Source organism: Achromobacter semiaridum, from assembly GCF_053543755.1.
Genome location: NZ_JBLVOL010000010.1, coordinates 1 through 21,554, shown reverse-complemented (window position 1 = coordinate 21,554; position 21,554 = coordinate 1). Strand labels below are relative to the sequence as shown.

Here is a 21,554-nt window from a genome sequence, read left to right as displayed (position 1 = left end):
CCCCCGGCAACTCTGTGTCTGGATATGCCCGGTAGTTCCGCCTTTTCATTCCTGCGTACCCTTTGCAGCCTGCGCTGGCTCGCCATCGCCGGCCAAGCCGCCACCATCCTGCTGGCCAGCAGCGTGCTGGGCCTTGCCCTGCCGCTGGAACCCCTGTGGATCGGCGTCGGTGTCCTGATCGGCTTCAACGCCTACGCCAGCCTGCGGCTGCGCCATCCCCGCGACCTGTCCCACGCCACGGCGTTTGGCCATTTGCTGGTGGACATGGCCGCACTGTCCTGGATGATCGGCTGGAGCGGCGGCATCAGCAATCCGTTCGGCATGATGTTCCTGATCCTGACCGCGCTGGCGGCGCTGGCGTTGCCGCGCAACTGGGCATTGGCCGCGGCGCTGGCGGGTATTTCAGGCTATGCGGCGGCGGCCATCTTCGGCCAGCCCCTGCGCGGCGACGTCGATACGCACACCCTGCTGCTATGGGGCCTGGGCGCCAACTTCCTGATTTCGGTGGTGGTCGTGCTGGTGTTTTCCACCCGCCTGGCTTCCGACCTGCGCGCCCGCGAGCGCGAACTGGCCCGGCTGCGCGAACGCTTCACGCGCAACGAAGGCATCGTTGCCCTGGCCACCCACGCCGCCGCCATGGCCCACGAACTGAATACCCCGCTGGCCACCATGACGCTGCTGGCTGACGAAATCGCCGCCGAGGTCAAGGACGACGACCTGCGCGAAGACGTGTCCACCCTGAGTCAATTACTGGCCCTTTGCCGGGAACGCATCCGCAATCTGGCTGTCCCAACCGCCGTGGACCTGGTGCGCGTGGTGGGTCAATGGCGGCTGATCCGCCCGACGATCGACCTGAACCGCTCGGGCACGCTGCCCCCCAGCCTGCGGGTGGACCCGGCGATTGCGCACTTGTTGCAGGCGCTGTTGAACAATGCGGCAGACGCCGGCGAGGCCGCCGACACGCCGCGCGTGGATTTGCATCTGGAATATGGCTATGGCGCCCTGCGTGGCGAAGTGCGGGATTACGGCCGGGGCTTCGACCCCGACCAGACCTTGCTACCCGCAACCAGCCTGTTCAACAGCGGCAAGCCGGGAGGGCTGGGCGTGGGCTTGGCCCTGTCGCACGCCACGGTGGAACAGTTGGGTGGAGAAATGACCATGACCGCCGCCGTTGGGGGAGGCACCCGCATCCGCTTTTACCTGCCCCTGGGCAACCCCGGAACTTGAAGTGATGAACCCTACCGACCTTGGCCTACTGATCGACGACGACGAGTTGTACGTGCGCACCTTGCAGCGCAGCCTGTCGCGTCGCGGCCTGGAAACCCGAACCGCCACCGGCATCGCCGAAGCCTTGCGCGTGGCCGAGGAAATCCGCCCCGCGTTCGCGCTGGTGGACCTGCGCCTGGGCGAGGACTCCGGCCTGACGCTGATCCGCCCCTTGCGCGCGCTGCGCCCCGACATGCGCATCCTGCTGGTCACCGGTTACGCCAGCGTGGCCACTGCCGTGGAAGCCATCAAGCGCGGCGCGGACGACTACCTGCCCAAGCCCGCCACCGCGCCGATGATCCTGCGCACGCTGGGTCTGGTGAAGCCAGAATCCGTTACCATCGAAACGACCATGACACCGTTGCACCGCCTAGAATGGGAGCACATCCATCAGGCCCTGCACGAAACCGGCGGCAACGTTTCGGCGGCAGCGCGCCTCTTGGGCATGCACCGCCGGTCGCTTCAGCGCAAGCTGGCAAAAAAACCGGGGCCGGAACGCGAAGTCCTCGCGGACTGATTTGTGCGGGTGCGACACATCTTTACAACACCTCATGTGCGGGTGCGACATATCGTCGCACCCCCATGCAACCCCTCCGGGACAACTGCGCCCCTAGGAAAACCCTGAATCTGGCCCCTTCAGGGCAGATTCCTCCCAGGCAATGCGACCATGTGTCGCATGCTTGATGGATAGCAAGCCGATAGGATGGACGTTGCTGCTTGGCAGCATTCCAGTCTGCTGCTTTGCAGCATTTCCCACCTTCCATCCAAGGCTGTACGTGAAACACCCCCTCCTTGCGACCCTTACGCGCATTTTTGGCGTCGGCGCGGTCATGCTGCTTGGCGGCTGCAACATGGAAATCCTCTCCCCCAAGGGAGATATTGGCGCCCAAGAAAAGACTTTGCTGTTCACGGCGACCGGGCTGATGCTCATCGTTGTGATTCCAGTACTGTTCATGATTGTGGCTTTTGCCTGGAAATACCGCGCATCCAATACCAAAGCCGACTACCAGCCCAAGTGGGCCCATTCCACGGCGATTGAAGTCGTAGTCTGGACCGTTCCTTGTATCATCGTGGCGATTCTTGCCGTGATCACCTGGCGCTCCACGCACGCGCTGGACCCCTACAAGCCGCTCGTATCCGAACACAAGCCCGTCACCATCGAGGTGGTGTCGCTGGATTGGAAGTGGCTGTTCATCTATCCCGACTACGACATCGCCACGGTCAACGAGATCGCGTTCCCCGTGGACGTTCCGGTCAACTTCCGCATCACGTCGGCGTCGGTGATGAATTCGTTCTTCATCCCCCAGCTGGGTAGCCAGATCTACTCGATGGCCGGCATGGAAACGAAGTTGCACCTGAATGCGCGCGAAGCCGGTACGTACGCTGGCATCTCGGCCAACTACAGCGGCGCCGGTTTCTCCGGCATGCGCTTCAAGGCCATCGCCACGTCGCAAGAAGGGTTCGACAACTGGGTCAAGGAAGCCAAGGCTTCGCCCACGGCCCTGACCCCCGAGGTCTATGCAGAGCTGACCAAGCGCAGCGAACGCAACCCGGTGGTCAAGTATTCGTCGGCGCCTCCCGCCATGTTTGATTTCGTCTTGGGCAGCACCATGTCCAAGATGGCCGGTGTGGACTCCGCCACGTGCACGTCCACGTCGAACAATCTGATCGCAGGAATTAACTAACAATGCTCGGGAAACTTACCCTCGAGGCCATTCCGTACCATGAACCTATCGTCATGGTTACGCTGGCCGCCGTGTGCCTGGGAGGCCTAGCGGTCTTCGGCGCCATCACTTACTTCGGCAAGTGGAAGTACCTTTGGACGGAATGGTTGACCTCCGTCGACCACAAGCGCATCGGCGTGATGTACATCATCGTCGCGCTGATCATGTTGCTGCGCGGCTTTGCCGACGCCATCATGATGCGTACCCAGCTGGCGGTTGCCTCCGCCGATTCGGCCGGCTTCCTGCCACCGCACCACTACGACCAGATCTTCACCGCCCACGGCGTCATCATGATTTTCTTCATGGCGATGCCTTTCATTACCGGGTTGATGAACATCGTGGTGCCGCTGCAGATCGGCGCCCGCGACGTGGCCTACCCGTTCCTGAACTCGCTGAGCTTCTGGCTGTTTGGCGCCGGCGTCGCGCTGATGATGATCTCGCTGTTCGTGGGCGAATTCGCCGCGACGGGCTGGCTCGCGTATCCGCCGTTGTCGGGGCTGGACTACAGCCCAAGCGTCGGGGTGGACTACTACATCTGGGCACTTCAGATTTCCGGGTTGGGCACAACGCTTAGCGGCATCAACTTCATCGTGACCATCCTGCGCATGCGCGCACCGGGCATGAGCCTGATGAAGATGCCGATTTTCACGTGGACCTCGCTGGTCACCAACGTGCTGATCGTCGCCGCGTTCCCCGTCCTGGCCGCAACCCTTGCGCTGTTGACCATGGACCGCTACCTGGGCACGCACTTCTTCACGAACGACATGGGCGGCAACGTCATGATGTACGTGAACCTGATCTGGATCTGGGGTCACCCCGAGGTCTACATCCTGGTGCTGCCTGCGTTCGGCGTGTATTCGGAAGTGGTTGCCACCTTTGCCCGCAAGACGCTGTTCGGCTACAAGTCCATGGTTTACGCCACGGCCGCCATTGGCGTGCTGTCGTTCCTGGTCTGGCTGCACCACTTCTTCACCATGGGCGCGGGGGCCAACGTCAATGCCTTCTTCGGCATTGCGACAATGATTATCTCGATCCCGACGGGCGCGAAGATTTTCAACTGGCTGTTCACCATCTACCGCGGCCGCCTGCGCATCACGACGCCGGTGCTGTGGACGCTGGGCTTCATGATCGTCTTCGTCATCGGCGGCATGACCGGCGTGATGCTCGCCATCCCCGGCGTGTCCTTCGTGCTGCACAACAGCTTGTTCCTGATCGCCCACTTCCACAACACCATCATCGGTGGCGTGGTGTTCGGTTGTATCGCCGGCATGACCTACTGGTTCCCGAAGGCGTTCGGCTTCACGCTGAATGAGCGCCTGGGCCGCTACTCGTTCTACTGCTGGTTCGTTGGTTTCTTCATGGCCTTCATGCCCCTGTACATCCTGGGCTTCAAGGGCATGACGCGTCGCCTGAACCACTACGACAACCCGGAATGGCAGCCGTACCTGCTGGTCGCGCTGGCTGGCGCCGCGCTGATCATGCTGGGCATCTGGTTCCTGTTGCAGCAAGTGTTCGTGTCGGTTCGCCAACGCAAGCAAAACCAGGACGTCACTGGCGATCCCTGGGATGGCCGCACCCTGGAATGGTCGATTTCGTCGCCGGCTCCTTTCTACAACTTCGCCCACGTTCCTCACGTTGATGAGCTGGACCAGTTCTGGGAAGACAAGCAAAGCGGCAAGGCCTACAAGCGCCCGGCCAAGTACGAAGACATCCACATGCCGCGTAACACCGGCGCCGGCGTCTACATCGGTTTGTTCGGCCTGGTGATGTGCTTTGCGCTGATCTGGCACATCTGGTGGCTCGCCGCCGCCGGCTTCGTCGGCATGATCGGCGCCTTCATCGCCCGCGCCTACGACCGCGACGTCGATTACTGGGTCCCGGCCGCGGAAGTCGAACGCATCGAAAACGCTCACTTTGACAAAATGCAGAAGGCCGCCTGAGCCATGATTCAAGCCGTAGCCACTCACCCCCACGCGGGTCACGACGATCACGCGCATCATGACGATGGATCCAAGACCGTATTCGGTTTCTGGGTCTATCTGATGAGCGACTTGCTGATCTTTTCGGTGCTGTTCGCCACGTTCGCGGTGTTGTCCAACGCCACCGCGGGCGGCCCCACGGGCAAGGAATTGTTCGACCTGAAGTTCGTGCTGGTCGAAACGCTGTTGCTGTTGTTCTCCAGCTTCACCTTCGGCATGGCCAACCTGAACGTGCACGCCAACAACAAGTCCCGCGCGATGGGCTGGTTGGTCGTCACGTTCCTGTTCGGCGCGGGCTTTATCGCGATGGAAGTCTGGGAATTCCATCACCTGATCACGGAAGGCGCCGGCCCGGGCCGCAGCGCTTACCTGTCGGCGTTCTTCACGCTGATCGGTACGCACGGCCTGCACGTCACCTTCGGCCTGATCTGGATCATCGTCCTGCTGGACATGATTCGCCGCCATGGCCTGGACTCGATCAACAAGCGTCGTCTGGCGTGCCTGAGCCTGTTCTGGCACTTCCTGGACATCGTCTGGATCTGCGTCTTCACCTTCGTCTATCTCATGGGAGCCATCTGATGTCGCACTCCGCTGCGGCCGCACACGGCCACGACGATCACGCCGCCGACCACGGCAGCCTGAAGTCCTACATCATCGGTTTCGTGCTTTCGTTGCTGCTCACCTTCGGTTCGTTCGGCCTGGTGATGCACGGCGCGCTGTCGCACACCATCACCATCGTCGGCGTCGTTGCCCTGTGCGTGCTCCAGTTGCTGGTGCAACTGGTGTACTTCCTGCACATGGGCGCGTCGAAGTCGGCACGCGACAACCTGGCCGCGTTCGTCTTCACCGTAATGATCATCGCCATCATCGTCGGCGGGTCGGCATGGGTGCTGTACAACATGAACGTCAACATGGGCCACGCCATGTAATGACGCTTTGCCGATGACGCTGCCCGCCAGCGTCATCGCAAAAAACAGGCGCCTTCGGGCGCCTGTTTTGTTTTGAAGATGCGGTTTTGAAAATGCGGAACGGCCGCGGCGCACCGGTTACCGGGGCTGGGGCTCTTTCACCATCAGCGTCACGTTGGCGCGCGCGGCCAGGTCGCGGGCGCTGATCCCCACGAACGGCTGTACGCGAGACGTCTGGTTCAAGTCGCAACTGGCCGCCCCCTGCGCCCCTTCCATGACCTGCCGCACCGCGCGAGCGCCCGTCGGACTGATGGGGCCGCTATTGCCCAGCTGCCAGGCCAGCACATCGGCCACCGCCATGCCGCAACGCCACTGGGTGCGATACAAGCCGGCGTCACGGTCCATCAGCATCTTGGCCTTGGCCTCGTTGCCGGCGCGCAGCATGATCACCAGCGGCAATGCGTCGGCATCCGCAACGCCGTCGACGCGCGTGTTCGGATCGCTTCTGTCCGACGCGTCGGCGCCCTTGTCCAGCCATTGCTGATACAGGTCGTCAGGCAGCCAGGGCAGCGCAAGCGGCGCGATGTTGTTGTTGGCGATGCCCGTGGCGTCGTCGGGGCGCGTCAACGGCACGCCGGCGGCCAGCAAGCGGTCGGCGGTGGCGCGCAGCCTGGCGCGCTGGCCGTCCCAGTCGGGGCTGTTCAGCTTGATGGCCGCGCGGATCTCCAGTTGATTCCACACACCCAACAGGCGCGACAGGGGTTCCGGCGTCAGCGCTTGATACGGCGGCTTGGCGGCTTGCGCCAGCTGGTCGATCAGCGTCGGCTGCATCGTGCGCGCGGCCAGCGCCAGCGCCTCGTCCATGCCGTTGCGATCCGGCGTCTTGTTGGCGCTGTAGCCGCCCACGGCCGGGTCCGCCCCGTGCGCCAGCGCAAAGCTCAGCCGTTCAGGAATCGGATACACCACCGTCGGGGTGAACTCGCCGCTGATAGCGTCGCGCAGCGCTTCCAGCAAGGGCGTTTCCCACATGCCACGATTGCCGTAGTACATGCGCACATAGGCCGCGTTGATGTCGGCGCCCTTGGCCAGCAGCGCCTGGGCAAACCACAACGTCTTGGGGCTTTGCATCGCCGCGTGCAGCACCGACCGCCCGCTTTTGTCGCGCGCGTTCGGGTTGGCGCCCTTGGCCAGCAGGTAGCTCAGCGTTTCCTTGTCTTCGCTGGAATACGACACGCGGCGCATCAGCAATGGCATGCCGCTGGAGTCGGGCACATCCAGCGGCGCGCCCGCCGCGATCAGCGCGTCGGCCAGCGCATAGCGCTGCTCGGCCGGGCGAGTGTCGCGGGCGTCGGGCAACGCAGAGGCCAGCAGCACATAACCGTTGTTGGGCCCATCGGCTCGCGCCCCCGCCGCCAACAGCACCCGCACGATGTCCAGCTGCTTTTTCGACACGGCCACCGCCAGCGCGGACCTGCCGTGTTCGTTCTCTCCGTTGGGGTCCTGGCCGGCGGCCAATTCGGCGCGCACCGCGTCCAGATCTTCGGCCTGGATCGCCTTGAAGATCGCCAGGCGGGGCCGGCAAACCTGTGCATCAAGCGGCGCGGTTTCCTTCAGCGCCGCGCGGATGCGCGTGGCGATGTTGGCGGGGATGGCGTCATTGGCCGCCAGCCGGCGCGAGCAGTACAGGCGGTAGTCCTCGCGCGCCAGCGCTTCGAAATAGTCGCGCCTGTCGCGCGCTTGCGTGCTTTGTTTCCAGCGCGCATCGGCACGGTTCAGATAGGCCGCCGTGCGCGCCGGATCACGCCGCAAGACCTCGGACAAGATGCGGTCAGCCTGTTCGGTGTCGCCGGATTCAGCCAGCCAGAATCCGTAGTCGTTCAGCGCCGTCAGCATCTCGGCGTCTTCATTGTCGGGATCGATCTGGCGGGGGTCCTGCTCCATCACAAAGCGGCGCAGGTCGGCCAACGCGCGGTTGAACTCGGCGGCCTTGGCGCGCGGGATGGCGCGCGCCACTTGATGCAACGTGCGGAAGGTGGCGGTCACGTCCACCGGCGCGCGGTATTCAAACCGCAGGTCGGCCGGAAACGCCTTCATGCGCACGGGGTAGTCGGTCAAGGCCGGCCGCAGCGTGGCCAGGGCCTGCGCGCGGCGTTCGTCTGTCCAGGGGCGGTCGGCGGTCACCACGGCCAGCCTGGCGTCGGCATGCACCGACGCGGCCACACCGCTAGCATCCACCAAAAAGCCCTGAGCTTCGGAGCTGTCGTCGCCGTTATAGGACACGCCTACCCAGTACAGGGTTTCCGCGTTGCGCGGGGATCGGACCACCACGTTTTCCTGTCGCGATGCGCTCCATCTGGAGGGATCGATCACCAGCGGCTGGGACCGGAATTCCAGGCTGAACGTCTTGGCGTCCGGCCGCAAGTACCGGTACAGGTACAGCCGGTTTTCCATCTGCCCGACCAGTATCGCGTCCTTTACGTTTTCCGTTCCCCAGACGCGGCGTTCCGGGTCGCGCAGCGGATAGCGCGACAGGCGCACGGCGTCGATGACCGCGCCGATGTCGTAGGCGACGGCCGGTGGCGGCGCCGCCGTCAGGCCGGCCAGCGCGACCAGGACGGCGCCGCATAGCCTGGATATGGCAAACCTGGAAATCGCGGGGCGGGAAACAACGGAACGTACGTGTCGCGGCATGCTAGGGGAAACCCGAAATATCGAGGATGCCGATGATACTCGCCGGCGCCGCTTTGCCTCTGGGCAGGTGCGTCGTAATGATCACTTCGCGGTTGCACCGTTCGGGTATGTCCTGAGACCATTTTGTCCACAATATCGCCGGCCTGACATGGCTTTCGATATATATTTCGCAACATAACGACTTCATTAACATCAGAATTACTTTAGCGATTGCCACTCCCCGCCATGGACGCTGTGCTGACTTCTTCCCCCGCCCAGGCCGACATTTCCGTGTCGGTGCAGCGGTTCGCGCGCGCCCTGTTGCATCACGCGCCGCCCGGCCATCCCGACGCCGGCTTCTTCGCCACCGTCATCGGTACCAGCCTGGCGCACCACGATCTGGCGCGCAGCGGCCTGAGCCCCGAAGAAATCGCGGACCTGATGGACCATCTTTTTCCCGGCGCGCTTCAATCCGAAGACGCCAGGCTGGCCGCGTTTGTCGAGCAATACGCCCTGTACGCGGTGCACGGCCGGGGCGACCCGCAACCCGGCTTCACCCTGCTGATGCGCGTGTTGCTTGAGGCCTATCGCACCCCCGACCTTGGCACCACGGCCTGGGTTACCGGCGTGCTGGCGCACGCCTGCCTGCGGCCCGACCACCTGTGGCGCGACCTGGGCCTGGCCGGCCGCGAAGACGTCACCTTTCTGCTGGCGCGCCATTACCCGGGCTTGGTGATGCGCAATACACGCAACCTGCGCTGGAAAAAATTCCTGGCCTATTCGGCCTGCGAGCACGCGGGCCTGCCGCCGTCAGCCGCGCCCGGATGCCCGCAATGTGAAGACCACGGCATCTGCTATTCAAGCGCGCCCGACTGACTGCGCGCCACGGCCACAACGCATCGTCAGAAGCGATACGTTGCGCCGATCCCCATGCCCACGCTGCGCCCGGCGGCCGGCTCGTAATAGCGGCCATTGCTTTCGTTGACGATGACCGAGCCGACGTACTGCTTGTCGAACAGGTTATCCACACGCGCGTAGGCGTTCAGTTCCCAGGCGTTGATTTTCTTCACGTAGCCCGCGCTGATGGCGGCAACGAAATACCCCGGCGCATCCTGGTCGTTGGCATCGTTCACGTAGATCTTGCTTAACACCCGCCCTTCCACCGACGCCTGCCAGCCTTGCGGGGGCGCCCACGCCAAGGACGCAAACAGGGCTTGCCGCGCGATGCCCGGTATCTTGTTGCCGGCGCGGATGCCACCCGTGCCGTCGTCGGCGTAACGCGCGTTCAACCAGGTATAGGCCAACTGCGTGCGCCAGTGCGGCGCATGTTCGCCGGACCAGCCCAGTTCCACGCCGTCTCGTCGTGTACGGCCCGCGTTCTGATAGCTGGTGCGCCCGCCGCTGCTGCCGGCCGACACGATCTCATCGTCCGTGCCCGTGTGGAACACGGCGGCGGTCGCCAAGCCCCCCGCCACGCGCACCTTCACGCCCGCCTCCAGGTTGGTGCTAAGCGACGGCGCCAAGCCGAAATTCAAGCCGGGCTGACCACCGGGGCGGTACGAGATTTCGTTTAGGGTGGGCGTTTCAAATCCACGCCCGTAAGACGCGTACAGGCTGACGTCCTGGCTGGCCGCATAACGCACGGCCGCCATGGGCAGGGCCTTGCGATAGCGCGCGTCGCCGCTGTCGTCGCCGTTACCGGCGGCAAGGTAGTGGTCGTTGGAATCGAAGCTGACCGTGCTGTAGCGCAGGCCTGCGTCCAGGGTCCAGCGCGGCGCCACTTTCCACGATGCCTGCACATAGGGGTCGGCGTTGTACACGGTGTTGGTTTCGTTGCGCCGCAACGCGCCTTGCACGCCCAGGGTCGGGTTGGCCACCGAACCGGTGAAGTTCTGATAGCCTTTGCGATCTTCCTGCATGGCATCGTAGGCAAAGCCGCCGACCACGGTCAGCGCCCGGCCGCCGACATCAAGCTCGGACGTCCAGCGCACGTCCGCGCCGCCGTATTGGCGAGCCAGGTCGATGACGCCGCCCGCCTGCGTGGGCGCCAGTTGCACGGCGGGGGGAATTGACTGGTACTGGGTCGTGTCGCGCTGGCCGTAATACGCCATCACGCGCAACGTATTGCGCCCGTCCACCTGCCGTTCGTAGACCATGCCGCCCTGCGTCTGGCGCACCGTTTTGCGGGTGTCGTACTGCTGTGCCAGGGGCGCGGCGCGCGGGTCATCCTGAAACTGCTGCCAGGTCAGGCCCAAGGGGTCCTGCGCTTTCAGGTTGACGCTGTTCAGCACGATGGTCAGCCGGCTGGCGTCGTCCAGCTGCAAGCCCAGCTTGGCGTTGGCCAGGTTTTTGCGCGCTGCGCTGTGGTCGCGGTAGCCGTCGGTGGTAAAGCGGCTGACGCTCGCCACGTAATCCAGGGCGCCCGCGTCCGCGCCCTCGCCCCCGCTCGTGCCCGTCACCCCGCTGACCAATGCGCCGTAACGCCATGTGCCGTAGCTGGCGCCCCACGCATTGGCCGACACGGACGGCGGCGCCGCGCCATCCTCGGTGAACGCCTGGATCACCCCGCCCGAGGAATTGCCGTACAACGCAGAGAACGGCCCGCGCATGACTTCAACACGGGCCAGTGAGGCGATGTCGATGTTGGACGTCTGCCCTTGGCCGTCGGGCATCGTGGCCGGGATACCGTCTACATAAAGGCGCACCCCGCGCACACCGAACGTGGACCGCGCGCCGAAGCCCCGGCTGGAAATTTGCAAATCCTGCGCATAATTCTGGCGGTTCTGTATTTGCAGACCGGGTACGCCCGCCAGCCCTTCCGACAGGTTGATGCCGGGTTGGCCCTGGCGCATCACCGCGCCGTCAACCACATCCACCGACGCGGGCGTGTCCAGCACGGACGTGCCCAGGCGCGTGCCTGTCACCACCACGGGCGCCAGGGTCGCGTCCACCGTCTGGCTCCAGGCGCCGTTGGCCATGCCCGCCACCAGCGAGCCCTGCATCAGCCACTGCAAGCCCCGGCGCAGCCCGCGCTGCCCGTGCCCTCGCGTAGCGCCTTGTGTTTGCCGCCGTGCGCACCGCCCCGCCTGGTCCGTCACCGATGTCTCCCTATATAAAAGCCTGAAAGATCCCGTGTTCCGTTGGAAATCCACGGCAGGAACGGGTCTAATAGCCGCCATGGAACCCATGCAAGACATAGAACGCCGCCTGCAAGAGCTGGAGATCAAGTCCAGCTTTGCGGATGATCTGTTGGAACAACTGAACCAGATTATCGTCCGCCAACAACAGCAGATAGACCGCCTTCAGCGTGAGGTCGCCGACCTGCGCCAACAAGCCCCGGAAGGCGCCGCGCCCTTTCGCAGCTTGCGCGACGAGCTGCCGCCGCACTACTGACCGGTACTGCTGCACGCCTATGCACGCCTTTGCACGCCTCAGTAACCGTAGCGCAGCAACCTGCCCAGCCTGCGCAGGGGCGGCACGCGCCGCATCAGCCACACTCCCACGCGCGCCGGCCAGCTGAACCGCGCCCATTGCGCGCCACCGGCTTCTTCGTAGACCCATTGCTCGGTGCGCAATCGCAAGCCCGGCACCTGCGCTTCCAGCATCTGCGCGTCCTCCAGACTCCACCGCATCGGCGCGCCGGTCGCGCGGAACATGGGGTTGCGCGAGGCCAGCGCCAGCCCTAGCCGCGAGTAAGCATCGAACGCGATCTCACCCGATGGGAACTGCGTGGTGATCACCCGCAGCAAGTTCAGTACCTGCGCTTCGTGCAAATACAGCAGCAGCCCTTCGGCCACCACCAGCGTCGGTTTATCGGCCGGAATACGCGCCAGCCAATCCAGTTCCGCCAACGACGTTCCCACCAGTTCGCAGCCCGGGCGGTCGGGATATACGGTGCGCCGCAGCGCGATCACATCGGGGTAATCCACATCGAACCACGCCACGCCGGGTGACGGATCCACGCGAAATACCCGGCTGTCCAGCCCGCATCCCAGATGCAGCACCGTGGCTACCGGGTGCGCGGCAAGGAATTCCCGCACCCACGCATCCAGCGAGTAGGCGCGCATGGACAACCCGATCATGGCGTCGCGGCTCATGCGCAGCGTGGCGAAGTCATGGTCGATACGTGCCACGGCCTCGGCGGCGTACCGGTCCTGCAACAACGATCCCGGCAGGCGGCTTTCGGCTGCCTTGGCATACAGCGTAATCAACAGCGTTGCTCGTACACCGGTAAGCCGGACTTGTTCCATGCGGGCTCCTCTATGACGCCGGGGGACGCTATGGCTTCCATAAATGGAATAAATCGGAAAATCGAACGATATTCTTCCATTTATGGAAATATCTTTTACGGATATCCGGGTTTATCCCTACCCCGGATCGGCGCAGAATTCAGTCATCGGGAAACAGCAACGAACCACGACGGATAGGCCGCCGGATTCGCACCCAAGGCTCTTGAAATCGGAGATTTACCATGAAGAAGACCCTAGCTACCGCATTGATGTTGTCCTTTGCCGCCCTGAGCGCCGGCGCCTACGCATCGCAAAACGTCGAACCCAACAACGTGCCGTTCCAAGGCGTTTACGGCACGCAGTACGAAGGCCCGACCCGCGCGCAAGTGCAGGCCGAACTGGCCGCCGCCAAGGCCGCTGGCCTGGTAACCAACGTGGAACCGAACAACGTGCCCTTCCAGGGCGTGTACGGCGCCCAGCAATCGGGCAAGACTCGCGCCGACGTCCAAGCCGAACTGGCTACCGCCAAGGCTGCCGGCCTGGTCTCCAACGTTGAGCCCAACGACATGCCGTTCGCCGGCGTCTACCACGGCAACTGATCTGCCTGACTACGATTCCCCCTCCCCTTGTTGTACCTTGGCCGCCTTGAACCAGGCGGCCTTTTTTTGCGCGGTCGCGGCGCACGTGGCAAACGCAACGCGTTCGCGTACTATCGGCTCCAGTGCCAGCAAGAAAAAATCTGACTCATCAGACAGGGAGCCTATCTTGAGATACACCCGCGTTCTCGCCGCCTTGCTCATCGCAAGCGGCATGTCGGCAGCGGCCGTCGCCGCACCGCCGGTGATGCTGAACAATTCTCTCATCACGCAGATTCCCAACGGCGACCGGACCTCGTTCCACGAAGCCGTCGCGCAAGCATTGAACCAATCGGCCGACGGCCAGCGCACCGAATGGACCAGCAAGGCCCAGCCCAAGCGCGCCGCGCCGATCACCGTACAACTGACGCCCACGCAAACCAGCAAGATCAAGGACGACCGCGTCTGCCGCTTCCTGGTCGCCGACTTCGCCCGCAGCAGCACCACCGAGAAATGGCAGTTCTGGTTCTGCAAGCAACCGGACGGCACCTGGAAGGCCAGCAGCACTTGATGCGGGGATAGGCGAAATCCGAGCCGACCCGATAGCGAAAGACCGGCTACACCACAGCCTCCTGCTTTACAGCCGGGGGCTGTTCTTATTCGTTCGCACCGTGCGCCGATGCCCACCGGCCGATTTCGCCACACCTGACATGCTTTGACGTCCCCGCGACGCGGGCAGCTTGTCCCTGTCGGCATCGGATCAATTCCGAATCCGCTCGTAGTAGTCCGATTTTTCCCACCAGATCGTCTGGCCCGTTGCAAATTCAATAGACTCGAAGCCAGTCTAATTTGCGTGGGAGGGCGTATGTCAGCCAGGCCAATCATACGAATTGGCGATACGACCAGTCACGGTGGCACCGTCTTGCAGGGAATCAGCTTCTACCTGATTGAAGGTAAGGCGGCATCGGGACTGGGACATATGGTGAGTTGCCCCCAGTGCAAGGGAACCTACCCTATCGCGGAAGGCGTATCCACCTTTATGGTCGACGGGATCCGGCTGGCGATCGACGGCATGCAAACGTCATGTGGCGCGACGCTGATCGCCAGCCAGAACATCGCCGTATTAGCTCAAGATTTGGGTTTTCGGGCCCACGCAGGCAATGCCAAGAGCGCCTCGCCAGACAGAGATTCCAGCAGTGAGCGCATACGAGCTAAGGCCCCGGACCACGTTGTCTGCGATCACGCTGATACGGCGGTCGCAGTGGCCGAGTACATCGTTCGTGAAATGAAGACCAATCCCTTCTCCGTCGAAGGCAGAAAGATACTTGGGGCCAACAGCGCGGATCCCGACGCTCAAACTGCTGAATGGCACCGGTTACGCTGGCATGAAAAATTGGCTGGAAGACCTGACTATCACGCAGCGGCCGCGGCCCAAAAGGCTGCCGCCTATGCAATGTGGGTCGAGCGCGTTGGCCCTGGCCGGCCATGGGACCATAAACCACTTCTGCGACGACGGCTGGGGCCGCACGGCTTTAATCGAGGCTGGCAAAAACTGGGGGATTTTGACTACTACTACGACATCTGGTCGAACATCCACTATGGATATGTCGGGGTGGCCCTGGGCTTTAGCGAAGCCGAGCTGCTTCACGGGGCAGGCTTGGCGCAAGCGCTATCGGACGCCTATCGGTCCATGAAGGATGGAAAACTCCCCAGGTGGCAAGACCATTCGACCAACGGCACGTGGCCGGCCAGCGCGGACGACGTGCCGGACCACATTTCGATCAAACTGGGATGCGATCTCTATGCCGCCTCCAAGCCTCACGAACTGACCTCGGCTACGCTGTTGGAACGAATTTCCGCCGTGCCGTTGCCTTGGGGAATCGCAGAGCATCGAGCTAAGGAACTCCATGAATGCAGCCGTTGAAAGCACGGAAGCATGCGAGTCGTAGCGCGCCTGCTTTGCGCCATCCTGGGATTGCTGGCATGCATCTGGGTATTTTCCGCCACCTCGGGTGCGTTTTCGCCCGTGGTGGTGGTGCATTACTCGGAACATGCCACCGGCCGCGTCAGCGTCTTTTTCAACGACAACGACGACACGCGCAAGCTTGGCATGAGCCCCGGCCAGACTTTAAGATTTCGCACGGCCATGTTTCCCAAGCCCGGCATGTGGATCTTGATCACTTTTCCAGGCCACAGCGCTGACCATATCGAACTGACGCAGCCGTTCAGTCGTGTCGACGTATTTGTCGGGGATGGGGCAAAGGTCGAACGCACCGAAATACGCGATCGATTCCTTGCCCGCCTGTTTGCAGGAAACCCCGACCGAACTTCTACCTACCTCACTCCCGCACCCCGCACCATTGCGCAATGAACAGTGCAATGGTTTTGGTGATGAGGCGTACCGATTCCAGGTGCACGCGTTCGTCGAAGCCATGGATGTCCAGGGACTTGGGTCCGTAGACCAGGGTGGGCATGTCGCCGTAGATGACGAAGACGCGGGCGTCCAGGTAGCCGGGCGTGGTGAAGCTTTGCAGCTCGCTTTGGAATGCCTGGCGGTGGCACTCGCGCAGGGTGTTTTCCGCGTCGGAGCCTTCTTCCAGCACATAGCCTTCGGCGTAGAAGCCGGTGTAGGTGACGGTGGGGGGTGTTCCGCCCAGGCGGGGGTCGGACACGGCGTCGCGCAGGCAGGCGTCGATTTCGGCGCGGGCTTCGTCCGCCGTCGTGCCGGGGTAGATGGCGGCGCGCACGTCGAATTCGCACCAGGGCGGCACGGTGGACGGCCAGTCGCCGCCTTCGATCTTGCCGATGTTGAAGTTGATGGGGTGGTCCAGGTGTTCAAAATGGCGGTGGCAGTGATGCTGCCCGTTCCACTTGGTTTCCAGCTTACGCAGGGCCTCGATGGTCGCATAGGCGGCATCGATGGCGTTGAAGCCGTTGGCCATTTCGCGCGTGTGGGTGGGGTGGCCCTGCACGCGGACCTTGAACCACAACACGCCCACGTTGGCGCGCACCAGCATGTTTTCTTCGGGTTCGGGGATGATGACGGCGTCGGCCTTGTAGCCCCGCAACAGGGCGGCCAGCGCGCCGTTGCCCGTGCATTCCTCTTCCACCACGGACTGGAAGTAGATCGGCGCCGCGGGGGCGTAGCCGGCCGCGCGCAGGGCGTCGTAGGCGAACAGGTTGGCGGCCAGGCCGGCCTTCATGTCGGCGGCGCCGCGTCCGTACATCCAGCCGTCGATGATGGCCGGGTCCCAGGGCGAACGGCTCCACATGTCCTGAGGGCCCGTGGGCACCACGTCCACGTGGCCGTTCAGGATCAGCGAGCGGCCCGTCTGCACGTCGGGTCGGTAGGTGCCGACCACATTGAAGGCGTTTTCGTACGAGACGGTGACGGGTCCGAAGCCCGGATGGGATTCGATGTCCTTTACGTCTATCTTCCAGCGGTCCATCGCAAAGCCGCGCTGGCGCATCGCCTCGTACAGAAAGTCCTGCGCGGTGTGCTCTTGCTCGCGCAGCGAGGGAAAGCGCACCAACTCCTGCGTGAAGGCCAGTTGCGCATCGAAGCGGTCGTCCACGGCTTGCAGAATGCGGCGCGTCTGTTCGGCCGTCAGCGCGGCGGGGGCTTGAGTGGTGTCCATGGTTTCTCCTTGAAGATGAGTGTTTGAGCGCCCGCCCTACGCGACCGGCGTGACGGTGCGAACGCTGGCCGCGCGGCGCGGCTTGTGGTTGGCCAAGCCCCATATCGACACCAGCGTGATCGCCGACAGCGCGGAATAGAACAGCGCCAGCGGCAGCCACTGGCCGGGATACTGATGCGACAGCCAGGTGCCGATCAACGGCGTGAAACCGCCGGCAACGGCCCCGCACAACTGATACGACAGCGAGATTCCCGAATAACGCACATGGGTCTCGAAGGCCGCGCTGATGAAGCCGGCCATGGCCGAATAGATGGTCGCCATGAACACCAGCACGATGGCGATGCCGGCCACGATGCTGAGCGGCGTGGCGTGGCTGACCAGCATGAACATCGGGTACGGCGCCAACACGGAACACGCCGCCGCGATCATCAGCACGCGCGACGTGCCCAGCGATTCGGCGAACCACGCTGCCAGCGGCTGCACGATCAGCTGGATGATGGCGACGGCAAACAGGCAGTCCAGGATCATCGCGCGGTCAAGGCCCAGCGTTTGCGTGGTGTAGGCCAGCATGAACGTGTTGGTGAAATAGATGCCGCCGATCGCCACGGTACACACGCCCATGCACAGCAGCACGGTGCGCCAGGCGGTGCGCAGCACTTCACGCGCGGGCACCTCGGACGTTTCCTGCTGCGCCAGCACCTTGGCAAAGTCGGGCGATTCGCTGACGCCGATGCGGATGAAGTAACCCACCACCAGCAGCACGGCGCTGACCAGGAACGGGATGCGCCAGCCCCAGGCCAGGAAGTCGGCCTCGTCCAGCGTCGTGATCAGGCGGAACGCCACCAGAGACAGAATCAAGCCGGCGGGGCTGCCCAACTGCGCGAAGGATGCCGCGAAGGTGCGCCGCCGTTGCGAGGCGTGTTCGCCCGCCATCAACACCGCGCCGCCCCACTCGCCGCCCACGGCCAGGCCCTGCGCCAGGCGCAACACCAAAAGCAGCGCGGGCGCCAGCATGCCGGCCTGCGTGTAGCTGGGCAGCAGGCCGATGCCCACGGTCGCGACGCCCATGATGACCAGCGTGGCCATCAGCGCATTCTTGCGGCCGACGCGGTCGCCCAGGTGGCCGAACACCAGCCCGCCCAGCGGCCGCGCAAGAAAGCCCGCCGCGAAGGTGCCAAAGGACGCCATCGTGCTGACGAAGGGATCGGCGGTGGGAAAGAACACCTTGCCGAATACCAGCGCGGCGGCGGTGGCGTAGATGTAGAAGTCATACCACTCGATGGTGGTGCCGATGAAGGCCGCGGCAGCGGCGCGCACCGGTTGCCTGGCGGCGGATGGATGGACGGGGGCCGACATGATTCCTCCTTGGATTTTTTTGGATTTGATGGCGGCTTTATCGCCCGCGCCCCAGGGGGCGGTCAATTTCTGAATTCTTATCATCGACTTAAGCAGCGTTAATGTTCAGATATCATCACCGGGCATTGCGCCCTCGCAACGGCCAGCGCCCCATCAAACCGTTACCGATCAATGTGTTATGAAAGATCAATCGATTCCCCCGACGACCATTGCACGCGTGGGCGATCGCCTGGACTGGAACCTGCTGCGCACTTTTCTGGTCATCGCACAAGAGCGCAGCATTAGCGGTGCTGCTATCAAACTGCACCTGACGCAGTCAGCGGTCAGCCAGGCATTGCGCCGGCTGGAACAGCAGCTGGATCGCCGCCTGATCGAACGGCATCACTCCAAATTCGCCATCACTCGGGCCGGCGAAGAGGTGCGCCAGGCCGCGCTGGCGATTCATGGCAACGTGTCGCAACTGGTCAGCGACGTGGCGCAGGCCGAGGAACAAACCGTGGGCCGCATCCATCTGCTGGTGGCCAGCCGCATTCATTCGGCGGTGTATGACGAGTTCTGGGTGCGCTTTCATCGGGCGCACCCGCGCATAGAAGTTCAGCTGGATGTGTTGCCCAGCAGCGAAATCGTGAACGTGCTGCAACAGCGCGGCGCGACGGCCGGCATTGCGCTATGCCGACAGATTCCCAAGCGGCTGGACCACAAGCTGTTCCTGCAACAGCGCTACGCGATGTTCTGCGGCAAGCACCATCCGCTGTTCGGGCGCACGGACATCCGCATGGAGGATCTGCTGAACGAGAATTTTGTCTCGTTTGCCAGCGACGCCCTGGGTGACAGCCTGTCTCCGCTGACGATCTTTCGGGACCAGCGCGGGTTCTCGGGCAGCATCATTGCAACGTCGTCGCAGCATGACGAGGTCAAGCGTCTGCTGGTGGCGGGCTTTGGCATCGGCTGCCTGCCGGAACACAGCGTGCAGGCCGATCTTGCCGAGGGCCGCTTGTGGCGGCTGCCGCCGGGCGAAGGCGTGTGCGCGGCGGACCTGCATCTGCTTTGGCACGGGGACGCGCACCGCAGCGCGGCCGAGGACCTGTTCATTGCGGCGTTCCGCGACCATATCGACAACTATTCGCTGCCGCAGCGGCTGCTGCCGCATTTGCCTTGAGCCTTGGGGCCGGCGTAGCTTGGGGTAGCGGCCGGGTCGCGTTCGGAAAGTGCAGTCCGACAGCTGCCGGCGCACCGTTGAACGCATGAAAAACGCCCCGAGCCGCTGCGCGTAAGCGGTGGGTCGGGGCGTGGGTGCTGGCGTTGTGCCGGCGTTGCTTGCCGGCGTTGCTTGCCGGCGTTGCGCGCCGCTAACGCGCGCCGCAGCCTCAGGCCGAGGTTTCGACGCGGTTGGCGTCCAGCACGGTCATTGCCGTCATGTTGATGATGCGGCGCACCGTGGAGCTGGACGTCAGGATGTGTACCGGCGCGTTGGCGCCCAGCAGGATCGGGCCGACCGCCACGTTGCCGCCCGCCGCCGTTTTGAGCAGGTTGTAGGCAATGTTGCCGGAATCCACGTTCGGGCACACCAGCAGGTTGGCTTCGCCCTTAAGCGTGGACGACGGCAGGATGCGCATGCGCAGCGCTTCGTCCAGGGCGCAGTCACCATGCATTTCGCCGTCGATTTCGATCTCGGGCGCAGCTTCGCGCACCAACTCCAGCGCCTGGCGCATCTTGGCGCCCGACGCGGAACTACCCGATCCGAAATTCGACCGCGACAGCAGCGCCACCTTGGGCGCCAGGTTCATGCGGGCCATTTCGTGCGCCGCCATCACCGTGAACTCGGCGATCTGCTCGGCCGTGGGCTCGTCGTTGACATGCGTGTCCACCAGCACCACCGTGCGCTCGTTGAGCAGCAGGATGTTCATGGCGGCATATACGTTGGCGCCCGGACGGCGGCCGATCACTTCATTCACAAAACGAAGGTGGTCGTGGTACGCGCCGACCGTGCCGCAGACCATGCCGTCGGCATCGCCCAGGTGCACCATCATTGCGCCGATCAAGGTCAGGCGGCGGCGCATTTCCACGCGCGCCATTTCCTTGGTGATGCCACGTCGGCACATCAGTTCCCAGTACGTCGTCCAGTACTGATGGAAGCGTTCGTCGTATTCGGGGTTGGTGACTTCAACGTCTTCACCCAGGCGCAGGCGCAGGCCGAATTTCTCGATGCGCGACAGCAACACGGCGGGGCGGCCCACCAGGATGGGACGCGCCAGGCCTTCGTCCACCACGACCTGCACCGCGCGCAGCACGCGTTCGTCTTCGCCTTCGGTGAACACGATGCGGGCCTTGCCGCCGCCGCGCACGATGCGCTTGGCGGCCGAGAACAGCGGCTTCATGAACGCGCCCGAGTGGTACACGAATTGCTGCAACTGCTCTTCGTAAGCTTCCAGATCGGCCAGCGGGCGCGTGGCCACGCCGCCGTCCATGGCCGCCTTGGCCACCGCCGGCGCAATGCGCACGATCAAACGGGGGTCGAACGGCTTGGGGATCAGGTATTCCGGGCCGAACGAAATGTCGTAGGTGCCATAGGCGGCCGCGACGACTTCGTTCTGCTCTTCTTCCGCCAACTGGGCAATGGCGTACACGGCGGCCATTTCCATTTCACGGGTGATGGTGGTGGCGCCCACGTCCAGCGCGCCCCGGAAAATGTACGGGAAGCACAGAACGTTGTTGACCTGGTTCGGGTAGTCGGAACGGCCGGTGGCCATGACGACGTCGTCACGCACGCCGTGCGCCACTTCCGGCAGGATTTCCGGCGTGGGGTTGGCCAGCGCCAGAATCAGCGGGCGCGTGCCCATGGCCGCAACCATCTCGGGCTTGAGCACGCCGCCGGCGGACAGGCCCAGGAACACATCGGCGTCCTGAATCACTTCGGCCAGCTTGCGGGCATCGGTCTTTTGCGCGAAACGCGCCTTGTCCGGGTCCATGAGTTCGACACGGCCTTCGTAGACCACGCCTTCGATGTCGGTGACCCAGATGTTTTCCAGCGGCAGGCCCAGGTCCACCATCAAATCCAGGCACGCCAGGGCGGCGGCGCCCGCGCCCGAGGTCACGACCTTGACCTTCTTGATGTCCTTGCCCACGACCTTCAAGCCGTTGATGAACGCCGCCGATACCGTAATGGCGGTGCCGTGCTGGTCGTCGTGGAAAACGGGGATCTTCATGCG

At 63.7% G+C, this 21,554-nt stretch carries 20 protein-coding genes; 13 read left to right on the top strand and 7 right to left on the bottom strand.

Translation table 11 applies throughout. The features are described 5' to 3' along the window. Positions 1-24 precede the first annotated feature (24 nt). From ACNPP0_RS02835 to cyoD, 6 genes are all read left to right on the top strand, one after another. Positions 25-1,227 carry an ATP-binding protein gene (locus ACNPP0_RS02835; protein WP_332611327.1) on the top strand — a complete coding sequence of 401 codons (1,203 nt, stop codon included), beginning with the start codon at positions 25-27 and terminating at the stop codon, positions 1,225-1,227. A 4-nt stretch (positions 1,228-1,231) separates the two neighbouring features. After that, positions 1,232-1,783, top strand: coding sequence for a response regulator transcription factor (locus tag ACNPP0_RS02830; protein ID WP_219990960.1), 552 nt, complete (start codon positions 1,232-1,234; stop codon positions 1,781-1,783). Between the two features lie 259 nt (positions 1,784-2,042). Beyond that, a complete protein-coding gene (gene cyoA, locus ACNPP0_RS02825) occupies positions 2,043-2,951 on the top strand; it encodes a ubiquinol oxidase subunit II (RefSeq protein WP_046805243.1) in 909 nt (302 codons plus the stop codon). Positions 2,952-2,953: 2 nt separating this feature from the next. Beyond that, positions 2,954-4,930: a cytochrome o ubiquinol oxidase subunit I gene (gene cyoB / locus ACNPP0_RS02820; RefSeq protein WP_054422652.1), complete on the top strand. Its 1,977-nt coding sequence runs from the start codon at positions 2,954-2,956 to the stop codon at positions 4,928-4,930. A gap of 3 nt (positions 4,931-4,933) precedes the next feature. Further along, a complete protein-coding gene (gene cyoC / locus ACNPP0_RS02815; protein ID WP_332611325.1) occupies positions 4,934-5,548 on the top strand; it encodes a cytochrome o ubiquinol oxidase subunit III in 615 nt (204 codons plus the stop codon). Further along, the gene (gene cyoD / locus ACNPP0_RS02810; protein WP_046805162.1) at positions 5,548-5,898 is read left to right on the top strand and encodes a cytochrome o ubiquinol oxidase subunit IV; all 351 of its coding nucleotides are present in this window, start codon (positions 5,548-5,550) and stop codon (positions 5,896-5,898) included. Before cyoC ends, cyoD begins: the two co-directional genes overlap by 1 nt. Positions 5,899-6,015: 117 nt before the next feature. Here the strand turns inward: cyoD and ACNPP0_RS02805 are convergent, their stop codons facing one another. Further along, on the bottom strand, positions 6,016-8,568 hold the full coding sequence (locus tag ACNPP0_RS02805) for an ankyrin repeat domain-containing protein (protein ID WP_448704966.1): 2,553 nt from the start codon (positions 8,566-8,568) through the stop codon (positions 6,016-6,018). 225 nt (positions 8,569-8,793) lie between these two features. Here ACNPP0_RS02805 and ACNPP0_RS02800 point away from each other — a divergent pair, with 225 nt between their 5' ends. Next, positions 8,794-9,423: a nitrogen fixation protein NifQ gene (locus tag ACNPP0_RS02800; RefSeq protein WP_448704965.1), complete on the top strand. Its 630-nt coding sequence runs from the start codon at positions 8,794-8,796 to the stop codon at positions 9,421-9,423. A gap of 26 nt (positions 9,424-9,449) precedes the next feature. On the opposite strand, the gene ACNPP0_RS02795 is transcribed toward ACNPP0_RS02800, so the two are convergent. After that, complete coding sequence (locus ACNPP0_RS02795; RefSeq protein ID WP_448704968.1) at positions 9,450-11,525, bottom strand: TonB-dependent receptor domain-containing protein; 2,076 nt, start codon at positions 11,523-11,525, stop codon at positions 9,450-9,452. Positions 11,526-11,724: 199 nt separating this feature from the next. Between ACNPP0_RS02795 and ACNPP0_RS02790 the strand changes: the two genes are divergently transcribed. After that, positions 11,725-11,940 carry a SlyX family protein gene (locus ACNPP0_RS02790; RefSeq protein WP_046805159.1) on the top strand — a complete coding sequence of 72 codons (216 nt, stop codon included), beginning with the start codon at positions 11,725-11,727 and terminating at the stop codon, positions 11,938-11,940. Positions 11,941-11,978: 38 nt separating this feature from the next. On the opposite strand, the gene ACNPP0_RS02785 is transcribed toward ACNPP0_RS02790, so the two are convergent. Continuing rightward, positions 11,979-12,797 carry a class I SAM-dependent methyltransferase gene (locus ACNPP0_RS02785; protein WP_448704964.1) on the bottom strand — a complete coding sequence of 273 codons (819 nt, stop codon included), beginning with the start codon at positions 12,795-12,797 and terminating at the stop codon, positions 11,979-11,981. A gap of 221 nt (positions 12,798-13,018) precedes the next feature. On the opposite strand from ACNPP0_RS02785, the gene ACNPP0_RS02780 reads away from it, so the two are divergent. Further along, positions 13,019-13,375, top strand: a complete 357-nt coding sequence (locus tag ACNPP0_RS02780; protein WP_448704963.1) for a DUF4148 domain-containing protein — start codon at positions 13,019-13,021, stop codon at positions 13,373-13,375. A gap of 9 nt (positions 13,376-13,384) precedes the next feature. On the opposite strand, the gene ACNPP0_RS02775 is transcribed toward ACNPP0_RS02780, so the two are convergent. Next, positions 13,385-13,630, bottom strand: a complete 246-nt coding sequence (locus ACNPP0_RS02775; RefSeq protein WP_448704962.1) for a hypothetical protein — start codon at positions 13,628-13,630, stop codon at positions 13,385-13,387. On the opposite strand from ACNPP0_RS02775, the gene ACNPP0_RS02770 reads away from it, so the two are divergent. The 3 genes from ACNPP0_RS02770 (at position 13,620) to ACNPP0_RS02760 (ending at position 15,722) form a co-directional block, all read left to right on the top strand. Further along, the gene (locus ACNPP0_RS02770) at positions 13,620-13,922 is read left to right on the top strand and encodes a hypothetical protein (RefSeq protein ID WP_448704961.1); all 303 of its coding nucleotides are present in this window, start codon (positions 13,620-13,622) and stop codon (positions 13,920-13,922) included. The genes ACNPP0_RS02775 and ACNPP0_RS02770 overlap by 11 nt on opposite strands. Before the next feature lie 294 nt (positions 13,923-14,216). Further along, positions 14,217-15,275, top strand: coding sequence for a polymorphic toxin type 44 domain-containing protein (locus ACNPP0_RS02765; protein ID WP_332611314.1), 1,059 nt, complete (start codon positions 14,217-14,219; stop codon positions 15,273-15,275). Positions 15,276-15,287: 12 nt separating this feature from the next. Next, positions 15,288-15,722, top strand: a complete 435-nt coding sequence (locus ACNPP0_RS02760) for a hypothetical protein (RefSeq protein ID WP_332611313.1) — start codon at positions 15,288-15,290, stop codon at positions 15,720-15,722. Here the strand turns inward: ACNPP0_RS02760 and ACNPP0_RS02755 are convergent. Together ACNPP0_RS02755 and ACNPP0_RS02750 are read right to left on the bottom strand one after the other, a co-directional pair. Continuing rightward, positions 15,691-16,989 carry an ArgE/DapE family deacylase gene (locus ACNPP0_RS02755; RefSeq protein ID WP_332611312.1) on the bottom strand — a complete coding sequence of 433 codons (1,299 nt, stop codon included), beginning with the start codon at positions 16,987-16,989 and terminating at the stop codon, positions 15,691-15,693. The genes ACNPP0_RS02760 and ACNPP0_RS02755 overlap by 32 nt on opposite strands. A 36-nt stretch (positions 16,990-17,025) precedes the next feature. Continuing rightward, positions 17,026-18,345 carry an MFS transporter gene (locus ACNPP0_RS02750; RefSeq protein WP_448704960.1) on the bottom strand — a complete coding sequence of 440 codons (1,320 nt, stop codon included), beginning with the start codon at positions 18,343-18,345 and terminating at the stop codon, positions 17,026-17,028. 178 nt (positions 18,346-18,523) lie between these two features. On the opposite strand from ACNPP0_RS02750, the gene ACNPP0_RS02745 reads away from it, so the two are divergent. Further along, complete coding sequence (locus tag ACNPP0_RS02745) at positions 18,524-19,504, top strand: LysR family transcriptional regulator (protein WP_448704959.1); 981 nt, start codon at positions 18,524-18,526, stop codon at positions 19,502-19,504. A 208-nt stretch (positions 19,505-19,712) separates the two neighbouring features. On the opposite strand, the gene ACNPP0_RS02740 is transcribed toward ACNPP0_RS02745, so the two are convergent. Then, the coding region (locus ACNPP0_RS02740; RefSeq protein WP_448704958.1) for an NADP-dependent malic enzyme at positions 19,713-21,554 on the bottom strand (1,842 nt) is incomplete at its 5' end.

Excerpts from the sequence above, each read along its gene's own strand:
- ACNPP0_RS02785 (WP_448704964.1), bottom strand. The coding sequence starts at position 12,797 with ATGGAACAAGTCCGGCTTACCGGTGTACGAGCAACGCTGTTGATTACG.
- cyoD (WP_046805162.1), top strand. The coding sequence starts at position 5,548 with ATGTCGCACTCCGCTGCGGCCGCACACGGCCACGACGATCACGCCGCC.
- ACNPP0_RS02780 (WP_448704963.1), top strand. The coding sequence starts at position 13,019 with ATGAAGAAGACCCTAGCTACCGCATTGATGTTGTCCTTTGCCGCCCTG.
- ACNPP0_RS02830 (WP_219990960.1), top strand. The coding sequence starts at position 1,232 with ATGAACCCTACCGACCTTGGCCTACTGATCGACGACGACGAGTTGTAC.
- ACNPP0_RS02745 (WP_448704959.1), top strand. The coding sequence starts at position 18,524 with ATGAAAGATCAATCGATTCCCCCGACGACCATTGCACGCGTGGGCGAT.
- ACNPP0_RS02790 (WP_046805159.1), top strand. The coding sequence starts at position 11,725 with ATGGAACCCATGCAAGACATAGAACGCCGCCTGCAAGAGCTGGAGATC.
- ACNPP0_RS02765 (WP_332611314.1), top strand. The coding sequence starts at position 14,217 with ATGTCAGCCAGGCCAATCATACGAATTGGCGATACGACCAGTCACGGT.
- cyoB (WP_054422652.1), top strand. The coding sequence starts at position 2,954 with ATGCTCGGGAAACTTACCCTCGAGGCCATTCCGTACCATGAACCTATC.
- ACNPP0_RS02770 (WP_448704961.1), top strand. The coding sequence starts at position 13,620 with ATGCTGAACAATTCTCTCATCACGCAGATTCCCAACGGCGACCGGACC.
- cyoC (WP_332611325.1), top strand. The coding sequence starts at position 4,934 with ATGATTCAAGCCGTAGCCACTCACCCCCACGCGGGTCACGACGATCAC.
- ACNPP0_RS02800 (WP_448704965.1), top strand. The coding sequence starts at position 8,794 with ATGGACGCTGTGCTGACTTCTTCCCCCGCCCAGGCCGACATTTCCGTG.
- ACNPP0_RS02760 (WP_332611313.1), top strand. The coding sequence starts at position 15,288 with ATGCGAGTCGTAGCGCGCCTGCTTTGCGCCATCCTGGGATTGCTGGCA.
- ACNPP0_RS02805 (WP_448704966.1), bottom strand. The coding sequence starts at position 8,568 with ATGCCGCGACACGTACGTTCCGTTGTTTCCCGCCCCGCGATTTCCAGG.
- ACNPP0_RS02835 (WP_332611327.1), top strand. The coding sequence starts at position 25 with ATGCCCGGTAGTTCCGCCTTTTCATTCCTGCGTACCCTTTGCAGCCTG.
- ACNPP0_RS02755 (WP_332611312.1), bottom strand. The coding sequence starts at position 16,989 with ATGGACACCACTCAAGCCCCCGCCGCGCTGACGGCCGAACAGACGCGC.
- ACNPP0_RS02795 (WP_448704968.1), bottom strand. The coding sequence starts at position 11,525 with ATGGCCAACGGCGCCTGGAGCCAGACGGTGGACGCGACCCTGGCGCCC.
- ACNPP0_RS02750 (WP_448704960.1), bottom strand. The coding sequence starts at position 18,345 with ATGTCGGCCCCCGTCCATCCATCCGCCGCCAGGCAACCGGTGCGCGCC.